Below are 16,504 nucleotides of genomic sequence, written 5' to 3'. Positions count from 1 at the left end.
GGCTAATCCCCCTTCTTCGGTGCGTCTACTGTACGGATGCGGTCCGCGGACCGGGTCGCGCGGCGCGCTCCCCGGCCGGCCGCGGCGTCGTGGAACAGCGACCTCGGCGAGAACCTGGCGCGTTGGCGCTTCCAGAAGCCTACCGACGATCTCATCCCCGCGAGTTGCTCGTCCACGAGGTTCCAGTAGTCCGCCACCTGCGCCTCCGTGGGCTCACGGGCGCCGAAAACGGCCCCGTCGGCGCGGCGGGCCAGCTGCAGGACCGTTCCCGAGGATCCGGGGAAGTCCTCCCCCAGCGCCCGGGCGTTCTCGCGCCGGGTGCCGCGGCCGTCGGGGCGCGCGCCCAGGTCGGTGGCGAGGCTGAGGACCTCGCTCCAGCCCCCGCCGACACGGTCCGCGGGCACGGGCGCCCCGAAGCGCGCCGCGCGGCGGCGCAGCTTCAGCCACGCGACGACCAGCAGCGGAAGCGCCAGCGCCAGCAGCGGGACGGCCGCGGTCGCCAGCGCCACGATCAGCGGCCCCCACCGGTCCCAGAACGATTCGCCTTGCTCGTCGGCGTCCTGCGGCTCGGGGGCCGTCTCGGGCGGGAGTTTGGCGGCGTCCTGCGGGGGCGGGGGCGGCTGGAGGACCTGCGGCTGCGGGATGGACTGCGGCTCCTGCTGCGGGGGCGTGGGTTCCTTGTCCTTCTCCGGCGTCGGGTCGAAAGCGACCCAGCCGACGTTCTCGAACGCGATCTCCACCCACGCATGCGCGTCGCTCCCCGTGATCCGCACCGTCCCGGCGGGGTCGTACTTCTCCGGGTAGAAGCCCATGACGACACGGGCGGGCATCCCCTGCTCCCGCGCCATGAGGGCCATGGCGGCGGCGTACTGCTCGTCGTCGCCGATCATGTCCTCGGCGTCGAGCAGCGCCGCGATGCGCGCCGCCCCGTGGCCGGACAGGCTCGGGACCTCGTTTTCCTTGCCGTTGGAGAAGAAGCCTCCGGTCTTCAACACGGTCTCCATGTTGCGGGCCCGCGCGAGCGGCGTCTCGCCGGCCCCGGCGTACTCGGCGCCCTTGCCGGCGACCGACTGCGGGACGTTGGCGAGCTCCGGCAGGCGGGCGTCGGAGAACCCGAAGCCGGCCAGCTCCTTCTCGGCGATCCGCACCGGGAAGACGACGTCGGCCGTGTAGGAGTCCCCCTCGCGCAGCGGGACGGTGCTGAGCGCGGTCTCCGCCTCGGCGTTGTGGAAGAGGGAGCGCGCCATGGAGCCGGCGCGGTCCCCGGCGAAATCCACGCCCGCGAGCCCGCCACCGCCGGGCAGCCAGACCCCGGAGTAGCCCTGCACGGTGATGCCGAGCCTCCCCGATTCGCGGCGCCGGTCGGCCGCCGCGTCGGCGTTGATGCTCCCGGTGTCGCCGACGGGGCTGAAGTTGCCGCCGGAGCGCGGGTCGACGTTGAAGACCATCCCGTCGTAGGAGTCCAGCGCCGCGAGCCGGATGCGCTCGCCCTCGGGCAGTCCCGTGACGGTGAACAGCGGGTCGTCGGCCTGGTCCTTGACGTAGCTGCGGAAGCGCATCAGCGGGCTCGGGTAGTCGTACAGGTCCACGGGCGGCACGACGGCGTCGCGCAGGACCTGGCGGTCGTCGCTCGCGGTGAGGACCGGGGCGGCCACCACCGTCGCCCCGCCCGCGATCGACAGGACGAGCGCGCCCAGTCCGATGCGGCGCAGCCGGCCGTCGCGCGCGGCGCGCCGGCCCGCTTCACCGCCCCCCACGGGCGCGACGGCGGCGCCGGCGGACCGGTCGACGTGGCGCCGCCACGCGAGCCACGTCACCAGCGCGACCGTCAGGAGCACGCCGCGGAACACCGGCATGGGCGCCTCGCGGGTACCGAAGCCGATGCCGACGACGAACATCACGGCGACGGGCAGCACGGCGGCGAACGCTGAGCGCAGGCGCCAGGCGAGCAGGCCGGCGGCGAGCCCGGTGACGAGCGCGGCGAGGAAGGGCACGACCAGCATGCCGCCACGCGTCCCGACGGGCGGGGCGACCGTGAGGACGTCCTTCCACGACAGCACGATTCCGGCGACCAGCGTGCGCAGGGACTCCAGGCTCGGCACGACGCCGGCCGTGGCCTCGGCCGGCGTCGCGAGCGGCGTGCCGAAGACCAGGTAGGCGCCGGCGGCGACGCCCGCGGTCGTGAGGAAGCCGAGGCCGAGCCGCACGTGGGCGTACGCGGTGCCCAGCCCGAGCGCGGCGCCGCCGAGGCCCGCGGCCACGTAGCGGGGGTCCCCGCCGAACGCGCCGTGGAGGCCCAGGACGCCGAGGGCCAGCCCGGTCAGGAGCGCCGCGGCGTCGACCGCGTGGCGGGCGGCGGGACGGCCCGCGTGCTCCGCGGCCGCCGCGCGCCGGATCCTCACGGGGCCGCCTTCCGCAGGACCAGGCCCAGGTCGTCGAGGGAGCCCAGGGAGATGACGGTGAGGTCGCCGATGCTCGCCCGTCCCGGCTGGAGCCCCTGCGCGCAGCGCAGGGCGAACGCGCGGACGCCCACGGGCACGTGGACGCTGGCGGCGCGCAGCTGCGAGGGCGTGGCCACCGAGCCGGTCACCAGGAAGAACACGGAGGCGTTGGGGACGGCGTCCGCGGTGGCCCGCGCGAGGTCCACGAGGGTGGCGCGCCGGGCACGGCCCTCGATCCGGGTCATGTCGTCCAGGAGGTTCCGCCCCGTTTCCGTGCGCAGCGGCCCGTCCTGCGTCATGACGCTGAGGTTGCGCTGCTCGCGGACGGCCTGCAGCCCGATCGAGGCCGCCGCGGAGACCGCCAGCTCGAAGTCGCTCTCCGCGGCGAACTCCTGCGTGTTCGTGGACAGGGACACGGCGAGGTGGGAGCGGCGCGTCTCCTCGAACTGGCGGACCATCAGTTCGCCCGTCCGGGCGGTGGACTTCCAGTGGATGTGCCGGCGGTCGTCGCCGGCGACGTAGTCGCGCAGGGCGTGGAAGGAGACGTCCGAAGACGACAGGTCCCGGGTGGGAAGGCCCTCGAGGTCGCGGATGAAGCCGGAGCTCGAGCCGTCCAGCGCCGTCGTGCGCGGATGGACGAAGAGGTCCCGCGTGTCCGTCCACCTGACCTGTCGGCGCAGCAGCCCGAAGGGGTCCTGGCGGATGGAGCGCACCGGCCCGACGGGGATGACGGCGCGCCGCTGGGTCGGGATGGTGAAGAGGTCCTCGTGCACGGCCCCCGGTCCGAGCCGCGGGACGTGGAAGTGGGCGGTCGCGGCCCCGACCGGGAGCTCCATGGATGACGGCGCCAAGGCCTTCGGCGCGGCGTTGCGCACCTCCATGCCGCCGACGGCCCGGTCTCCGACGGCGACGCGCGTGCGGTTCAGGTCCAGGCGCACCTCGTAGACGGAACGTCCGAGCACGAAGGCGACCGCGCCGACCAGCAGCAGCGCCCCCATCAGGGCCGCGATCCGCGCCTCCTGCCAGCCGAAGGCCCCGCCGAGCGCGGCCAGGACCAGCACGACGGCGGCCAGCAGCCAGCCCAGCGGAGAGACGACCTCGGTGACCGGGCCGAGCGTGGTCCGCCGCCAGGCGCTGGCGCGACGCCAGGCGGGCGCGGCGTACGGAGCCGCGAGCCGCGCGGCCTCGCGCCAGAGCGGGGACGGGCGCGGTCCGCTGCGCCGGGGGCGCGCGGACGCGCGGCGGCGCTCCTGCGTGGGGGTGCTCATGCGTGCGTGCCCTTCCGTGTGCGGATCAGGCGTTCGCGAGCGAGCGCTGTTGGGGTGCGGCGGTGTCCGCGAGCACCCGGGCCAGGACGGCCTCGGCCGTCGCGCCGGCGAACTCGGCCTCGGGGTCCATGACGAAGCGGTGGGTCCAGACGTAGGGCGCGAGTTCCTTGACGTCGTCCGGCAGGACGTAGTTGCGTCCCTCCGCGGCGGCCCACACCTTCGCGGCGCGGACCATGGCCAGCGCCCCGCGGACGGACACGCCCACGCGGGTCTCGTCGGCCTCGCGTGTGCCCTCGCAAAGGCGCGCCACGTACTCCAGGACGGCCTCGTCCACGTGGGCCGTGGCCGCGAGGTCGGCCATGTCCGCGACGGCCTGCGTGGTGATGATCGCCTGCAGCGCGGCCGAGCGGTCGCGCGTGGCGGCCCCGGACAGCAGCCGGACGGTGGACTCCCGGTCGGGGTAGCCGAGGGACGTCTTGATCAGGAAGCGGTCCAGCTGCGCCTCGGGAAGGCGGTACGTGCCCGCCTGCTCGATCGGGTTCTGCGTGGCGATCACCATGAAGGGGCGCCCCTGCGGGTACGTCGTCCCGTCCACGGTGACGCGTCCCTCCTCCATGACCTCCAGGAGGGCCGACTGCGTCTTCGGCGACGCGCGGTTGATCTCGTCGGCCAGGACCAGGTTCGCGAAGATCGGCCCCCGGTGGAACTCGAAGCGCTGCGTCTTCTGGTCGTAGATCGTGATGCCGGTGACGTCCGACGGCAGCAGGTCCGGGGTGAACTGGATGCGCGAGTGCGTGCCCTGGACGGTGGCCGACAGGGCGCGCGCGAGCATCGTCTTGCCCGTGCCGGGCGCGTCCTCGAGCAGCACGTGGCCCTCGGCCAGCATGGCCGTGAGGACCAGCTTGACGACGTCGTCCTTGCCGAGGACGGCGCGGCCGACGTTGGCGACGAGTTTCCCGAAGGTGCCGGCGAACCACTCGCCCTGTTCGTTGGTCATGGTCATGTCGTGGTGCTCCTCGTGCGGGGTGATTCGTGCGGAGTGATGCGTGCGGGAAGGAGGTCGGGCGGTGCGCCGCTAGTTGGTGGGCCAGGTGTGGACGTCGTTGGTCCAGACGGTCAGTCCGCCCTTGGTCAGCCTGACCGTGAGGGGCATCCTGTAGCCGGACCCGTTCCAGCACTCAAGCGTCTGGGCGGTGGACCCGTTGACGCCCACCTGGTTGGCGTAGTTGTTGAACTTGTTGGTCCGCCCGCTGTTGAAGCAGTCGGCCTGCCACGTGCCGGCGTGCCCGTCGGTGAAGTCGGACAACTCGACGCGCAGCTTGTAGCAGCTGACCGTGCACCCGGGCTCGCTCACCGGCGGACCGGAGACCAGCCGGGCCTTGGGGTCCGGCGGCGGCGGCGGGGCCGGGTTCGTCGTCTCGCTGATCCGCCAGGAGCCGGTTTGCCCCTCGCTGTCCGTGGCCGTCACCGTCAGCGTACGGCTGGTGTCGTACCCCAGGCCGCCGACGCGCTGGTCGCCGTCGTTGGGGGTCGATCCGTAGCCGCCGTCGACCCGGACGGAGAGGGTCACCGGCCGCCCGTTGGCGTAGGCGCCCTGGTTCGCGTTCCACCGGAAGTCGATCCAGTCGTCGCCGTGGCTGGCGGACCGGCCGCCGCCGTCGCGCAGCGGGCCGTAGGAGCTGGTGCTGTTGGAGCCCGGGCTCGGGTCGCCGGCACCCGCCGCGTTGAGCGCCCGGACGCGCCAGGTGTGCGCCGAGCCGTTCGCGTCGGTGGCGACGACGGCGCCCGGCCCCGGGATCGGCTGCCAGGCGCCGCCGTCGGTGGAGTACTGGTAGCCGGTGATCGGCGAGCCGTTCGCGCCGGGCGCCCGGAAGTCCAGGCGCACGCGGTTGTTCTGGCCGGTCGCCGTCGCCGTCGGGGCGCCGGTCGCCAGCGGGCGGCCGTAGGGGGTGACCGCGGTCGAGCGCGCGCTCTGCGGCGAGGCGCCGACCTTGTTGCGGGCCGTGACGGAGAAGCTGTAGGACCCGGTGGTCTTCAGCCCGGTGAGCGTCTGGCTCCTCGTGTTCCCGGGGACGTCCAGCGTCCTGACGGGCGAGCCCCCCTCGAAGACCCGGAGCGCGTAGCCCTGGAGCGGCGCCCCGTTGCCGTCGGGCGCGGACCAGTCCACGGTGACGACGCCGCCGTCGACCGCGGAATCCTGGCGGACAGCCGTGGGGGCCGAGGGCTGGAAGGGCTTGCCGGCCGGGATGACCCCGGCGGAGTAGGTGCTCCACGGAGAGGGCTTGTCCGCCTTGTTCAGCGCCTGGACCCTGAACTGGTAGGACACCCCGTTGGCCAGGCCCTCCCAGGTGTAGCCCGTGCCGGTGATGCCCGTGACCTGGGTGACGCCGCCGGCGGGGGCCGGGGAGATCTCCAGCGTGTAGGACGTCACGGGCGACCCGCGGCTCACGGGCGCGGTCCACGCGACGGCGGCCTCCCGGTCCCCGTAGGTGGTGGTCGGCGGGGCGGGCTGCTCCGGCTCGACGTCGGGTCGCGCCTCGGCCGACTCGGCCGAGGGCTCGGACTCCTCCACCGCGTTGGTCGCCGTCACGCTGAAGGTGTACGTCGCGTCGTTCGTGAGCCCGGTCAGCGTGCAGGTCGTCGACTCGCACCGCTGCTCGAACCCGTTGCCGCGGACCGTGTAGTACTCGATCGGCGCCCCGTTGTTCGCGGGGGCGTCCCACTGCAGCACCACGGTCCGGTCGCCGGTGGACTCGACGCGCGGCAGGCCTGGGGCCTCCGGGCGCCCCTTGACGTTCAGGGTGACGGTGCCGTCGACCTCCCGGTCCGCGTCCTCGGTGATGTCGCCGATGGTGTACTGGACGGTCATCGTGCCGACAAAGGACTCGGCGGGGGTGATCGCCAGCCGGTCGCCGCGGACCTCCGCCGAGCCCTCGCCCTGCGTGCCGGTGGCGCCGACGAGCCGCAGCGCGCCCTCCCCGGCGTACGGATTGTGGTCGTTCGCCAGGACGTCGACGGTCTCCGTGCGGCCCTGGTGCGCGTCCGGCACCGTGTCGTCCACGGCGACCGGCAGCTCCCGGTTGGACGCCAGGACGGAGATCGCGACGGTGGCCGGCACCGGCGGGTTGGAACCGTCCTCCACGGTGACGGTCACGGCGCCGCGCGTGCCCTTCGGCGTTGTGGCCGGGGCGGAGGCGGTCAGGACGTGCCCGTCGACGAGGCCCACCTCGACGCCCTGGATGTTCGTCTCCGCCAGCCTGAAGACCAGCTTCGCGGCGTCGCCCTCGTCCGGGTCCGTCGCGGTCCCGCGCAGGTCCAGCCGCGCCGGGTCCTCGCCCGCGGCGACCTCGAGCGAGTTGGACTGCAGGGTCGGCGGCCGGTTCTCCTCCGGGCGCGGCAGGACCGTGATCGGGATCGACAGGACGGCCGCGAGACCCTCCGGGTCGTCCGGCCCGGTGCCGTCGGTGACCTCGACGGTGACCGAGGCCGGACCGGCGTAGTCCGGGGCGGCGCGGAAGGACAGCTCGGCCGCCGACCTCACCAGCGGGCCGTCGTTGGCGGGCACGGACCGCACCGTGTCCTCGCCCGTCAGGCGGGGGGCGTGTCCGTCGCGGACCTGGACGAGCTCGTCCAGGCGCAGCGGCAGCGTCTCGCCCGCCATGATCTCCAGCGGGGTGTCGCTCCGGAGCACGGGACGCGCCTCGCCGGAGCCGGGGACGTGCGCGAACGCCGTCGAGGACAGCCCGTCGACGTCGGTGACGGTGTAGGCGATCACCTGCGCCCGGGCCTGGACCCGGACGCTCAGCACCCCGTCCCGCACGGTCGCCGTGTCCGGCTCGTCCGGCAGGGCGATCTCGAGTTCGTCGGTGCGGCCGTCGGGATCCTCGTCGTTGTCCAGCACGGCGAGGGACACCTCGTCCCGGCCCACCGTCTCCTGCAGCGACGCGCGGTCGTCGCGGGCGATCGGCGCGAGCAGCTTCGCGTCCGGGTCGGCCTGGACGGTGAGCGTGGCCGACGCCGTGCCCCCGCGCCCGTCGGTGGCGTTGTAGCGCACGGACAGGGAACCCTTCTCCGGCGGCGACGTGACGACGATCCGGCCGTCCGCCACCCGGGCGTCGACGCCCTCGGCGGCCGACAGGTCGTCGACCAGGGCGATCCTGTCCCCGTCCGGGTCGGTGTCGTTGGAGAGCACGTCCACGGAGACGGGACGCCCGGGGCGGACCGTGATCGAGTCGTTGGCGGCCACCGGCGGGTTGTTGGCGGTGGACAGCGGCGCGATGCCGACCATGACCGTGCCGGTGGACCGTGCGCCGAGCCGGTCCTCCACGACGTAGGTGAAGACGTCCGTCCCGCTGGCTTCCCGGCCGGCCGTGTACTCGATCGCGGAGCCGCGGACCTTCGCGGTGCCGAGCGTCGGGGCCGTGCCCAGCTGGACGAGGGTGACCGAGTCGCCGTCGGGATCGATGCCGTCGAGCGGGATGTCGATGGACGTGCCGCCGCCGGCGAACACGCGGCCCTCCACCTGCTCCGGGTTCGGCGGCGCGTTGTTCTCCAGGTCCTGCGGCTGCACCTGGAAGCTGACGCGCGCGTTGGCCTCCTGCCCGTCCGGGCCGGCGACCGTGTAGACGACCGAGACCCGGCGCGGCTTGCCGTCGAACGCGCCGGCGCGGAAGCGCACGGTGTCGTCGGCGACGCTGACCAGGCTGCCCTCGCCGATCCCGTCCGTCTCGCGCAGGTCCGGACGCAGGGTCAGCTCGGCGCCGTTGGGGTGGACGTCGTTGTCCAGCACGTCGACGGTGGCCACGTCCCCGGCGCGGACCAGGACCGTGTCCGGATGGGGGCGCGGCGGATCCAGCCGCGGCGGGGAGGGCACGGGGATGACGGTGATCTCACCGGTGGAGACGCCGCTGCCGTTGGAGACCGTGTAGGTGACCTTCGTGGGCTCGGTCAGGCCGCGGACGTCCGCGACGCGGACGAAGCTGTTCCGCTCGACCGACACCGTGAACGGCGCCGCGCGCGGCACCTGGGCGCCGGTGAGGACCAGCACGCCACCGGCCGGATCGGAGTCGTTGCCGAGGACGTTCACGAGCACGTCGCCCCCGGCGGGCAGCAGCGCGACGTCGCGGACGGCCACGGGATTGCCGGTGTTGCGCGCGGGATCCTTCACGTCGATCCGGATCAGGCCCGCGGCGCTGGAGGGTCCGTTGGTGGCGACGTATTTGGCGTAGAAGGTGCCGGTCCGCTGTCCGCGCAGGGTGACGGTGCCCGTGTCGGCGTTGGAGGCGAGGTCCAGGCCGTCGACCCGGTCGACGTTGGCCAGGCGCAGCCCGGCGCCGGACGGGTCCGCGTCGTTCTGCAGGGGCGAGAACGTGACCTCCTCGCCCACGTTCGCCACGACGTGGTCGGTCGCGGGAATCGGCGGGATGGTCGACTTGGCCAGCACCTCGACGACGATGCGCCCCTGGGCGCCCTCGCGCCCGTCGGAGACCTGCACGGTGATGTCCTTGCGGCCCACGGCCTTGCCGTTGTCCTGGAAGGTCAGCGCGCCGTCGGGCCGGACCCGGATGGCGTCGTTGTCCTTGCTGGCGCCGCCGAGCAGCTGCAGGTCGTCGCCCTCGGGATCGCTCCAGTCGGTGAGGATGTTCTGCGTCACGGACCCGCCCTGCTGCACGCGCAGCGTGGTGACGCGCTCCTGCACCGGCGCGCTGTTCTCCGCCGGCGGGACCACGCGCACGGTGGCCTTGCCCGTGGCCTCGCCGCCCCTGCCGTCCGAGGCGCGGTACGTGAAGGCCGTGCGGCCCGACGCGTCCTCGGGGACCACGAGCTGGAAACCGGTGCCGTCGTAGATGCGCTGGAGCGTGCCGACGGAGGGTTGCCGGCCCTCCAGCGACGCGACGAGCAGGTCGCCGTCGGGGTCGACGTCGTTGAAGAGGACCGGCAGGGCCGTGGTCCGGCCCGCGCGGACACCGAAGTCGTCGGGCTTGGCGATCGGCCGCTTGTTCTCCTCGGTGCGGTTCGGCAGCTCGATGGCGTCGGTGATCTCCTTGGAGTCCTCCTTCTTCGCCTCGCCCTTGCCCTGGGGCGGCTCCAGGTCGCTCCAGTTGTCGACCACCTGCATGCCGTCGTTGACGAGCCACACCAGCCCGGTGGCGACGTCGTTGAGGACCACGACGTCGCGGTTCACGCGGAACGCGAGTTCGGCGCCCCCGCCGAGCCCGGGGATCGTGGCGGCGTCGTCCGCGGCGTCGTCGTCGCAGTCGCGCACGTACTGCGCGCTGCCCTGCCACGCCGCGTAGGTGCAGCCGCCGACCCGCACCGGCTGGATCGCCTGGCCGGCCGAGCCCAGCGGCCGGTACTCCGCCTCGCCGCCGCGCAGCGGCACGGTCGCGAGCTTGTTGGCCAGCGCGACGACGACCGCGTCGCTGTCCGCGCCCGGTGCCTGCAGCTTGCCGCCCTCCGGGTCCACGACGGCGGACGTCGTCCCGTCCGAGGTCAGGAGGTCGCCGGAGGCCGCGTCGAAGACGACGGCGGTGTCCCCCACGACGCTCAGCTGCGGCTCGGCCAGGGACGACAGCCCCGCGACCTCGCGGTCGACGCCGGGCTCGAAGGCCCCGTCGGCCGCCGGCGTGTAGCTGCGGAAGCGGTTCGCGGCGAGGTCCACGGCCCAGACGGTGTCGTCCGCGCCGACGGCCGACAGGGCTCCGCCCTCGGCGTCAAGGAGCGGCTCCCGGTCCTGCGAGGCGAATTCGCCCAGCCGGTCGGTCCGGGCCGCGTAGACGATGCCGCGCTCGCCGTCGGTCACCGCCACCACCTCGGACCCGTAGGAGAAGGTGGAGTTCGCGGGCAGGGCGAAGTCGTCGGTGAACTGCACCATCGCCGGGTCGATCGACGTCAGGGACGCCTGCTCGAGGTTGCGCACGAACACGCGCTCCGCGTTCTGCGCCAGGTCGTAGCGCGGCAGCGGGGTCAGCACGCCCCCGTCGAGGACCTTGGACTGGTAGTTGAGGTGGCCGACCTTGTTGATGGATTGGTTGACGACCCACACGCCGCCGTCGTTGAGGTCCACGTCGGCGGTCTCGAAGCCGGGATAGACCACGGCCCCCGTCACGGCCAGGGCCGTCGCGGCCGACAAGGCCGCGGCCTTGTAGCCCGTGGACTTGCCCGGGTTCATTCCCCATCGGGACATGCTGAGACCTCACGTCGTCTGCGCTTGTCGCCGGGCGCTCCCCAGTGGCCGGCGTCGACCGGGCACGAGTCTATACGACGGACTGGAGTGGCGCGTGGGGAGAACTCCCCATGCCAGCCCGCGATTTGGACCGGCGCGCCCCCGGCGCCGCGGGGGTCAGTCCAGGACCAGTCCGGCGCCCTCGCCCGGGGAGAGCAGGACGGGGTTGATGTCGCCGAAGCCGCGGACCGACGTCGTCTCCCGCGGGGTGAGCACGAACCGCGGATCGTCGGCGAGCGTGGCGGCGGTCAGCGAGTCCGTAAGCACCGTGCCGGGCTCCGCGAGCGACGTGAGCCGGGCCGCGAGGTTCACGGTGGGGCCGTAGATGTCGCCGAGCCGGGAGAGGATCCGTCCCCAGACGAGCGACACGCGCGTGTCGGGAAGCAGCTCGTCCGCGGCGAACTCCCGCGCCAGCGACAGCGAGATCTGCGCGCCCGCCTGCGGGGTCTCGGCGACGAAGAGCACCTCGTCGCCGATGGTCTTGACCAGGCGGCCGCCGCCGACCGAGATGACCTCGGCGCACTTGTTCTCGAAGCGCTGCACCAGTTGGGCCAGCGTCCGCTCGTTCATGCGCCGCGAGAGGCTGGTGTAGGAAACGAGGTCCGCGAAGCCGACGGCCCGGGCCAGCGGCAGCGGCGCGTCGTCCTCGCTCCCGTCGCGGCCGGCCTCGCTGGAGGCCAGACCGGTCTCGGCGCGCACGCCCAGCCGGTGGACGGCCGAGTTGAGCTGGCGGCGCCAGGAGTACAGGAGGATCTTCTCCAGCGGATCGATCAGCTCCGGCAGGAGCTTCACCAGCTTGCGGCGCGCCTCGGGGTCGCTCAGCCCCTGGTTCTGGACCATGTCCTCGACCAGCGCCTCCACCTGCCAGACGACCATGCGGTCCGTCATCTGGCCGATGGCGCGGGTGATGGAGATGGCCGCCTCCTCGGTGAGCGCCTCGCTGCGGACCTTGTCCACGATCGTCACGAGGGCGTCCAGGTCCACCTGGGTGAAGGCGACGTCGTCGTCCCCGAGGTTGGGGAAGCCCATGGCCCGCCAGAGCTTGCGCGCGCTGAGCAGGGAGATGCCGGCGCCGGCGGCCACCTCGCGACGGCGCATGGTCCGCTCGGCCCCGAGCAGGCGGCGCTCGAGGTCCTTCGCGGACTCCTTGACGGCCTCGCGGGCGAGCGCCTGCGCCATCGGCAGTGCGCGCGTCTCGGGGCCGGCGGTCGGGCTCAGCCGGGGAAGCGGGGCGGTCTTCGGGGTCGGGTCCGGGTCGGTCGCCGCGGTCGGCCTTTCGCCGTGCCCGCGCTCCTGCCGCCCGTCAGCCATGTCCCGTCCAATCCCCGCGTGGTTCAACATCCAGTTCTACACCATCGAACACGGTCGGCCTGGGCAAAGCCTCCATGGCGTCCAGGACCAGTTCGCGCAGCCGGTGGACGCCCGGCATGTCGCGCAGCGTGGCCCGCCCGTTGGCGGTCTCCAGCAGCAGCGTCCCGGCGCCGGCTCCGCGCTGCAGCACGCTCTGCCGCACATGGATCGCCCGCACCAGGACCAGCGGGATCTCCCACTGCGAGCTGCCGCCGGCGCCCCGGCGGATCACGACCCGGCGGTTCGTGAGGACGGTCCAGGTCCTCGACCAGCGCAGCAGGGGTCCGACGCTCCAGGCGAGCAGCAGGACGGCGGCCGCCACGGGGACCACGGCGCGCAGCAGGGGCAGCGCCTCCGCGACGGGTGCCGGCAGGCCGTCGCGGCTGAGCCAGCCCAGCGCGAACGCCGTCAGCGCGACGACGGCGAGGAACCCGAGCGCGGGACGGGTCAGGACCCTGCGGTGCGCGCGCGTCTTGACGATGACGCGCTCACCCGGCGCCAGCCGAAGCCGCATCGTTCCTCCCTCCGTGGCACGGGCGATGCGCCGGGCCTGATGACTGGGGACAATTCTAGGCGGTCAGGCGTAGGTGCCGTCGGCCCGCCGCAGGTGGGCGACGTCGCCGGCGCGGACCTCGGTGACGGTGCCGTCCGCCGCGCGGATGGCCAGCGCGCCGTCCGCGCCGAGCGCGACGGCGGTGCCCTCCAGGACCGCGCCGCCGGGCAGCTCGGCCCGCACCGGCGCGCCGAGGGTGGACATGCGCGCCGCCACGCGGTCGCGCAACCCGGCTTCGGCGTCTCCGCCGTCCGCAACGAAGCCCCGGTAGAGGCGCGCGGCCGCGCGCAGGTACGCCTCGAGAAGCCGCGTGGTGTCGGTCGTCGACGCGCCCTCCACCAGCAGGCTGGTGGCCGTGGGCACGGGCAGCTCGTCCCGGCCCAGGCTCACGTTGACCCCCGACCCGACGACGACGGCCGGCGCGTCGCCGGCGGGCACCAGCTGGGCCAGCACGCCGGCCACCTTGCGCCCCCCGGCCAGGACGTCGTTGGGCCACTTGAGCGTCGCCCGGATCCCCGCCGTCTCCTCGAGCGATTCGGCCAGCGCCAGGGCGCACAGCATGGACAGCCAGCCGTAGGCCGCGGCGGGCAGCGCTCCGCCGCCGGCGGCCGCGGGCCGGAACAGGATCGAGACGGCCAGCGAGCTGCGGGGCGGCGCCTGCCAGACGCGCTCGAGGCGGCCGCGGCCCGCGGACTGGAAGTCGGTGGCCAGCACGCTCAGGTCCGGCCACGCGGACGGGTCGGCGGACGCGGCCGCGGCGGCGTCCGTGTTGGTCGAGCCGGTGGACTCGACGACATCAAGCCGCGCCAGGGGCCCGGCGGGAGCGACCAGCGCCGCGCGCAGGGCCCCGCGGTCCAGCGGCGCGCGCTCGGGACGCCCCCCGCCGGGGCCGCCCCGCGGGGACTGGTCCTGCTCCGGGCGGGTGGCGTCGCTGTGGGTCATGCCCCCAGCTTAGGCGCGGTCCGGCAGGAAGATGTCCGGCAGGAGCTCGCCCTCGGCGGCACCGAGCCCGTAGCCGGACAGGTCCTCGACGCCCTCGGCGCGCAGGACCTCCTCGTCGGTCAGGAAGTTGCCGGTGCACTCCGCGGAGGGCCGCGCGAGGATCGCCACGGCGGCGTCGGCCACGATGCGCGGGCTGCGCGCCGCGCGCACCAGGGTCTCGCCGCCGGGCATGTTGCGGATGGCGGCCGTGTCGATGAGCGTGGCCGGCCACAGCGAGTTGACCGCGATGCCGTCGGCCCGCAGCTCCTCGGCGAGCCCGAGCGTCGTCAGGCTCATGCCGTACTTGGCCATGGTGTAGGCCAGGTGCGCCCCGGCCCACTTCGGGTCGAGGTTCAGCGGCGGGGAGAGCGTGAGGATGTGCGGGTTCGCCGAGAGCCGCAGGGCGCCGAGACTGAGCTTGGAGAGCAGGAAGGTCCCGCGCACGTTGATGTCCTGCATGAGGTCGAAGCGCTTCATGGACACGTCGTCGGTCGTGGAGAGGTCGATGGCCGAGGCGTTGTTCACGACCGCGTCGATGCCGCCGAACTCGGCCACGGCGGCCCCGACGGCGCCCGCGACGTCGTCGTCGTTCCGGACGTCCCCGACGATCGGCAGCGCGCGCCCCCCGGCCTCCCGGATGCGTTCGGCGGCGGTGTGCACCGTGCCCTCCAGGCTCGCGTGCGCGGTGCCGGTCTTGGCCATGAGGGCCACGTTCGCCCCCTGGGCGGCGGCGGCGAGCGCGATGGCCAGGCCGATGCCGCGGCTGCCCCCGCTCATGAGGATGGTGCGCCCGGCGAGGGGGGCGGCGGCGTGCTCGGACTGTGGCTGCGGGCTCATGCGATCACCCTACGCCACTTCGGCGCAAAAAGTTACTGGCGGGTAACAAAGGGTTCGCCGCACCGCGGCGCCCAGTGGGGACGGTCCTTTTTGTAGGTTTCCTCCAGTCGGCGCCCGCCGCGACCTCACTAGACTGGCTGGGATGGCGCGCGGTTTGTGCCATTCCTACTACCACCCCAACCAGACGGGAGTCACCGGCATGAGCGAAGCGGTCACCGACACCATCGGCGAGTCGATCGACGTGTCCACCACGGCGGGCAAGATCGCCGACTTCCGCCGCCGGCAGGCCCAGTCGATGCTCCCCTCGGGCCCCGAGGCCGTCGAGCGCCAGCACGCCCGCGGCAAGCACACGGCGCGCGAGCGGATCGACCTGCTCCTGGACCCGGAGTCCTTCGTCGAGTTCGACGCCCTCGCCGTCCACCGCACCTCGGCCTTCGGGATGGACGGGAAGCGGCCGCTGGGCGACGGCGTGGTCTCCGGCTACGGCACCGTCGACGGCCGGCTCGTGGCCGTCTACTCGCAGGAGTTTTCCGTGTACGGCGGCTCGCTGAGCCAGGTCAACGGCGAGAAGATCGTCAAGGTGCAGGAGTTCGCGCTGCGCAACGGCTGCCCGGTGGTGGGCATCAACGACGGCGGCGGCGCCCGCATCCAGGAGGGCGTGGCGTCGCTGGCCATGTTCGCCGACATCTTCCGCAACAACGTGCACGCCTCCGGCGTCGTCCCGCAGATCTCGCTGATCATGGGCCCGTGCGCCGGAGGCGCCGCCTACTCCCCCGCGCTGACGGACTACGTCGTCATGGTGGACAAGACGAGCCACATGTTCATCACCGGGCCCGACGTCATCCGCACGGTCACCGGCGAGGAGGTGGACATGGAGACCCTCGGCGGCGCCCGCCAGCACAACTCCACCACCGGCACGGCGACCTACCTCGCGTCCGACGAGGAGGACGCCATCGACTTCGTCAAGGAACTGCTGGACTACCTGCCCTCCAACAACATGGCGGAGGCGCCGCCCGTGGACTTCGACGAGGAGCTCGGGCTCACGGCGCGGGACCTCGAGCTGGACGGGCTGATCCCCGACTCGGCCAACCAGCCCTACGACATGCGGACCGTGATCTCGCACGTCGTCGACGACGGCGCGTTCCTGGAGATGCAGTCGCTCTACGCGCCCAACGTCCTGATCGGCTACGCCCGCGTCGAGGGGCACACCGTGGGGATCGTGGCGAACCAGCCGACCCAGTTCGCCGGGACCCTGGACATCGCGGCCTCGGAGAAGGCGGCGCGCTTCGTGCGCAACTGCGACGCGTTCGGCGTGCCCATCCTGACGCTGGTGGACGTCCCGGGCTTCCTGCCGGGCAAGGACCAGGAGTTCCAGGGCATCATCCGCCGCGGCGCCAAGCTGCTCTACGCCTACGCCGAGGCGACGGTCCCGAAGATCACGGTCATCACGCGCAAGGCCTACGGCGGCGCGTACATCGTGATGGGGTCGAAGAAGCTCGGCGCCGACCTCAACCTGGCCTGGCCCACGGCCCAGATCGGCGTGATGGGGGCCCAGGGCGCCGTCAACATCCTCTACCGCCGCGACCTCGCGGCCGTCGAGGCCGACGGGGGCGACGTCGAGGCGCGCCGCCGGGAGATCATCGAGGGCTACGAGGCGGAGCTGCTCAACCCCTACCAGGCCGCCGAACTCGGCTACGTGGATGCGGTCATCGCGCCGTCGGACACCCGCCTGCAGATCGTGCGCGGCCTGCGCGCCCTGCGCGACAAGCACGCGTCGCTGCCGGCCAAGAAGCACGGGAACATCCCGCTGTAGGCGGGCGACCACACGGAACGGCCAGAGCGGCGAAAA

Annotated in this window: 9 protein-coding genes; 1 reads left to right on the top strand and 8 read right to left on the bottom strand. The window is 73.5% G+C overall.

Features of this window, described 5'->3' with window-relative positions; all coding sequences use genetic code 11:
- Window positions 1-2: 2 nt before the first annotated feature.
- The 8 genes from ACETWP_RS11845 to ACETWP_RS11810 form a co-directional block, all read right to left on the bottom strand.
- The gene (locus ACETWP_RS11845) at window positions 3-2,402 is read right to left on the bottom strand and encodes a transglutaminase TgpA family protein (RefSeq protein WP_373972456.1); all 2,400 of its coding nucleotides are present in this window, start codon (window positions 2,400-2,402) and stop codon (window positions 3-5) included.
- Entirely contained in the window at window positions 2,399-3,709 is a 1,311-nt protein-coding gene (locus tag ACETWP_RS11840; protein WP_373972455.1) for a DUF58 domain-containing protein, read from the bottom strand. Before ACETWP_RS11840 ends, ACETWP_RS11845 begins: the two co-directional genes overlap by 4 nt.
- A gap of 25 nt (window positions 3,710-3,734) precedes the next feature.
- The gene (locus ACETWP_RS11835; protein ID WP_373972454.1) at window positions 3,735-4,712 is read right to left on the bottom strand and encodes an AAA family ATPase; all 978 of its coding nucleotides are present in this window, start codon (window positions 4,710-4,712) and stop codon (window positions 3,735-3,737) included.
- A 72-nt stretch (window positions 4,713-4,784) separates the two neighbouring features.
- Complete coding sequence (locus tag ACETWP_RS11830) at window positions 4,785-10,895, bottom strand: Ig-like domain-containing protein (protein WP_373972453.1); 6,111 nt, start codon at window positions 10,893-10,895, stop codon at window positions 4,785-4,787.
- A gap of 156 nt (window positions 10,896-11,051) precedes the next feature.
- Window positions 11,052-12,245 (bottom strand): adenylate/guanylate cyclase domain-containing protein, encoded by a 1,194-nt coding sequence (locus ACETWP_RS11825; protein WP_373972452.1) that lies wholly within the window; start codon window positions 12,243-12,245, stop codon window positions 11,052-11,054.
- Window positions 12,238-12,798, bottom strand: coding sequence for a PH domain-containing protein (locus tag ACETWP_RS11820; RefSeq protein ID WP_373972451.1), 561 nt, complete (start codon window positions 12,796-12,798; stop codon window positions 12,238-12,240). The genes ACETWP_RS11825 and ACETWP_RS11820 overlap by 8 nt, the downstream gene beginning before the upstream one ends.
- A gap of 63 nt (window positions 12,799-12,861) precedes the next feature.
- Complete coding sequence (locus tag ACETWP_RS11815; protein WP_373972450.1) at window positions 12,862-13,779, bottom strand: biotin--[acetyl-CoA-carboxylase] ligase; 918 nt, start codon at window positions 13,777-13,779, stop codon at window positions 12,862-12,864.
- A gap of 9 nt (window positions 13,780-13,788) precedes the next feature.
- A complete protein-coding gene (locus ACETWP_RS11810; protein ID WP_373972449.1) occupies window positions 13,789-14,655 on the bottom strand; it encodes an SDR family oxidoreductase in 867 nt (288 codons plus the stop codon).
- Window positions 14,656-14,854: 199 nt separating this feature from the next.
- Between ACETWP_RS11810 and ACETWP_RS11805 the strand changes: the two genes are divergently transcribed.
- Window positions 14,855-16,468, top strand: coding sequence for an acyl-CoA carboxylase subunit beta (locus tag ACETWP_RS11805; protein WP_373972496.1), 1,614 nt, complete (start codon window positions 14,855-14,857; stop codon window positions 16,466-16,468).
- Window positions 16,469-16,504: the final 36 nt, after the last annotated feature.

This window comes from Arthrobacter halodurans, assembly GCF_041877255.1.
Lineage (GTDB): Bacteria > Actinomycetota > Actinomycetes > Actinomycetales > Micrococcaceae > Arthrobacter_N > Arthrobacter_N halodurans.
The sequence above is the reverse complement of the archived record's forward strand: the minus strand, read 5'-3'. Positions and strand labels throughout refer to the sequence as shown.

Bases quoted from the DNA above. Each gene is read 5' to 3' on its own strand.
- ACETWP_RS11820 (WP_373972451.1), bottom strand. From the start codon at position 12,798: ATGCGGCTTCGGCTGGCGCCGGGTGAGCGCGTCATCGTCAAGACGCGC.
- ACETWP_RS11810 (WP_373972449.1), bottom strand. From the start codon at position 14,655: ATGAGCCCGCAGCCACAGTCCGAGCACGCCGCCGCCCCCCTCGCCGGG.
- ACETWP_RS11835 (WP_373972454.1), bottom strand. From the start codon at position 4,712: ATGACCATGACCAACGAACAGGGCGAGTGGTTCGCCGGCACCTTCGGG.
- ACETWP_RS11805 (WP_373972496.1), top strand. From the start codon at position 14,855: ATGAGCGAAGCGGTCACCGACACCATCGGCGAGTCGATCGACGTGTCC.
- ACETWP_RS11825 (WP_373972452.1), bottom strand. From the start codon at position 12,245: ATGGCTGACGGGCGGCAGGAGCGCGGGCACGGCGAAAGGCCGACCGCG.
- ACETWP_RS11830 (WP_373972453.1), bottom strand. From the start codon at position 10,895: ATGTCCCGATGGGGAATGAACCCGGGCAAGTCCACGGGCTACAAGGCC.
- ACETWP_RS11815 (WP_373972450.1), bottom strand. From the start codon at position 13,779: ATGACCCACAGCGACGCCACCCGCCCGGAGCAGGACCAGTCCCCGCGG.
- ACETWP_RS11840 (WP_373972455.1), bottom strand. From the start codon at position 3,709: ATGAGCACCCCCACGCAGGAGCGCCGCCGCGCGTCCGCGCGCCCCCGG.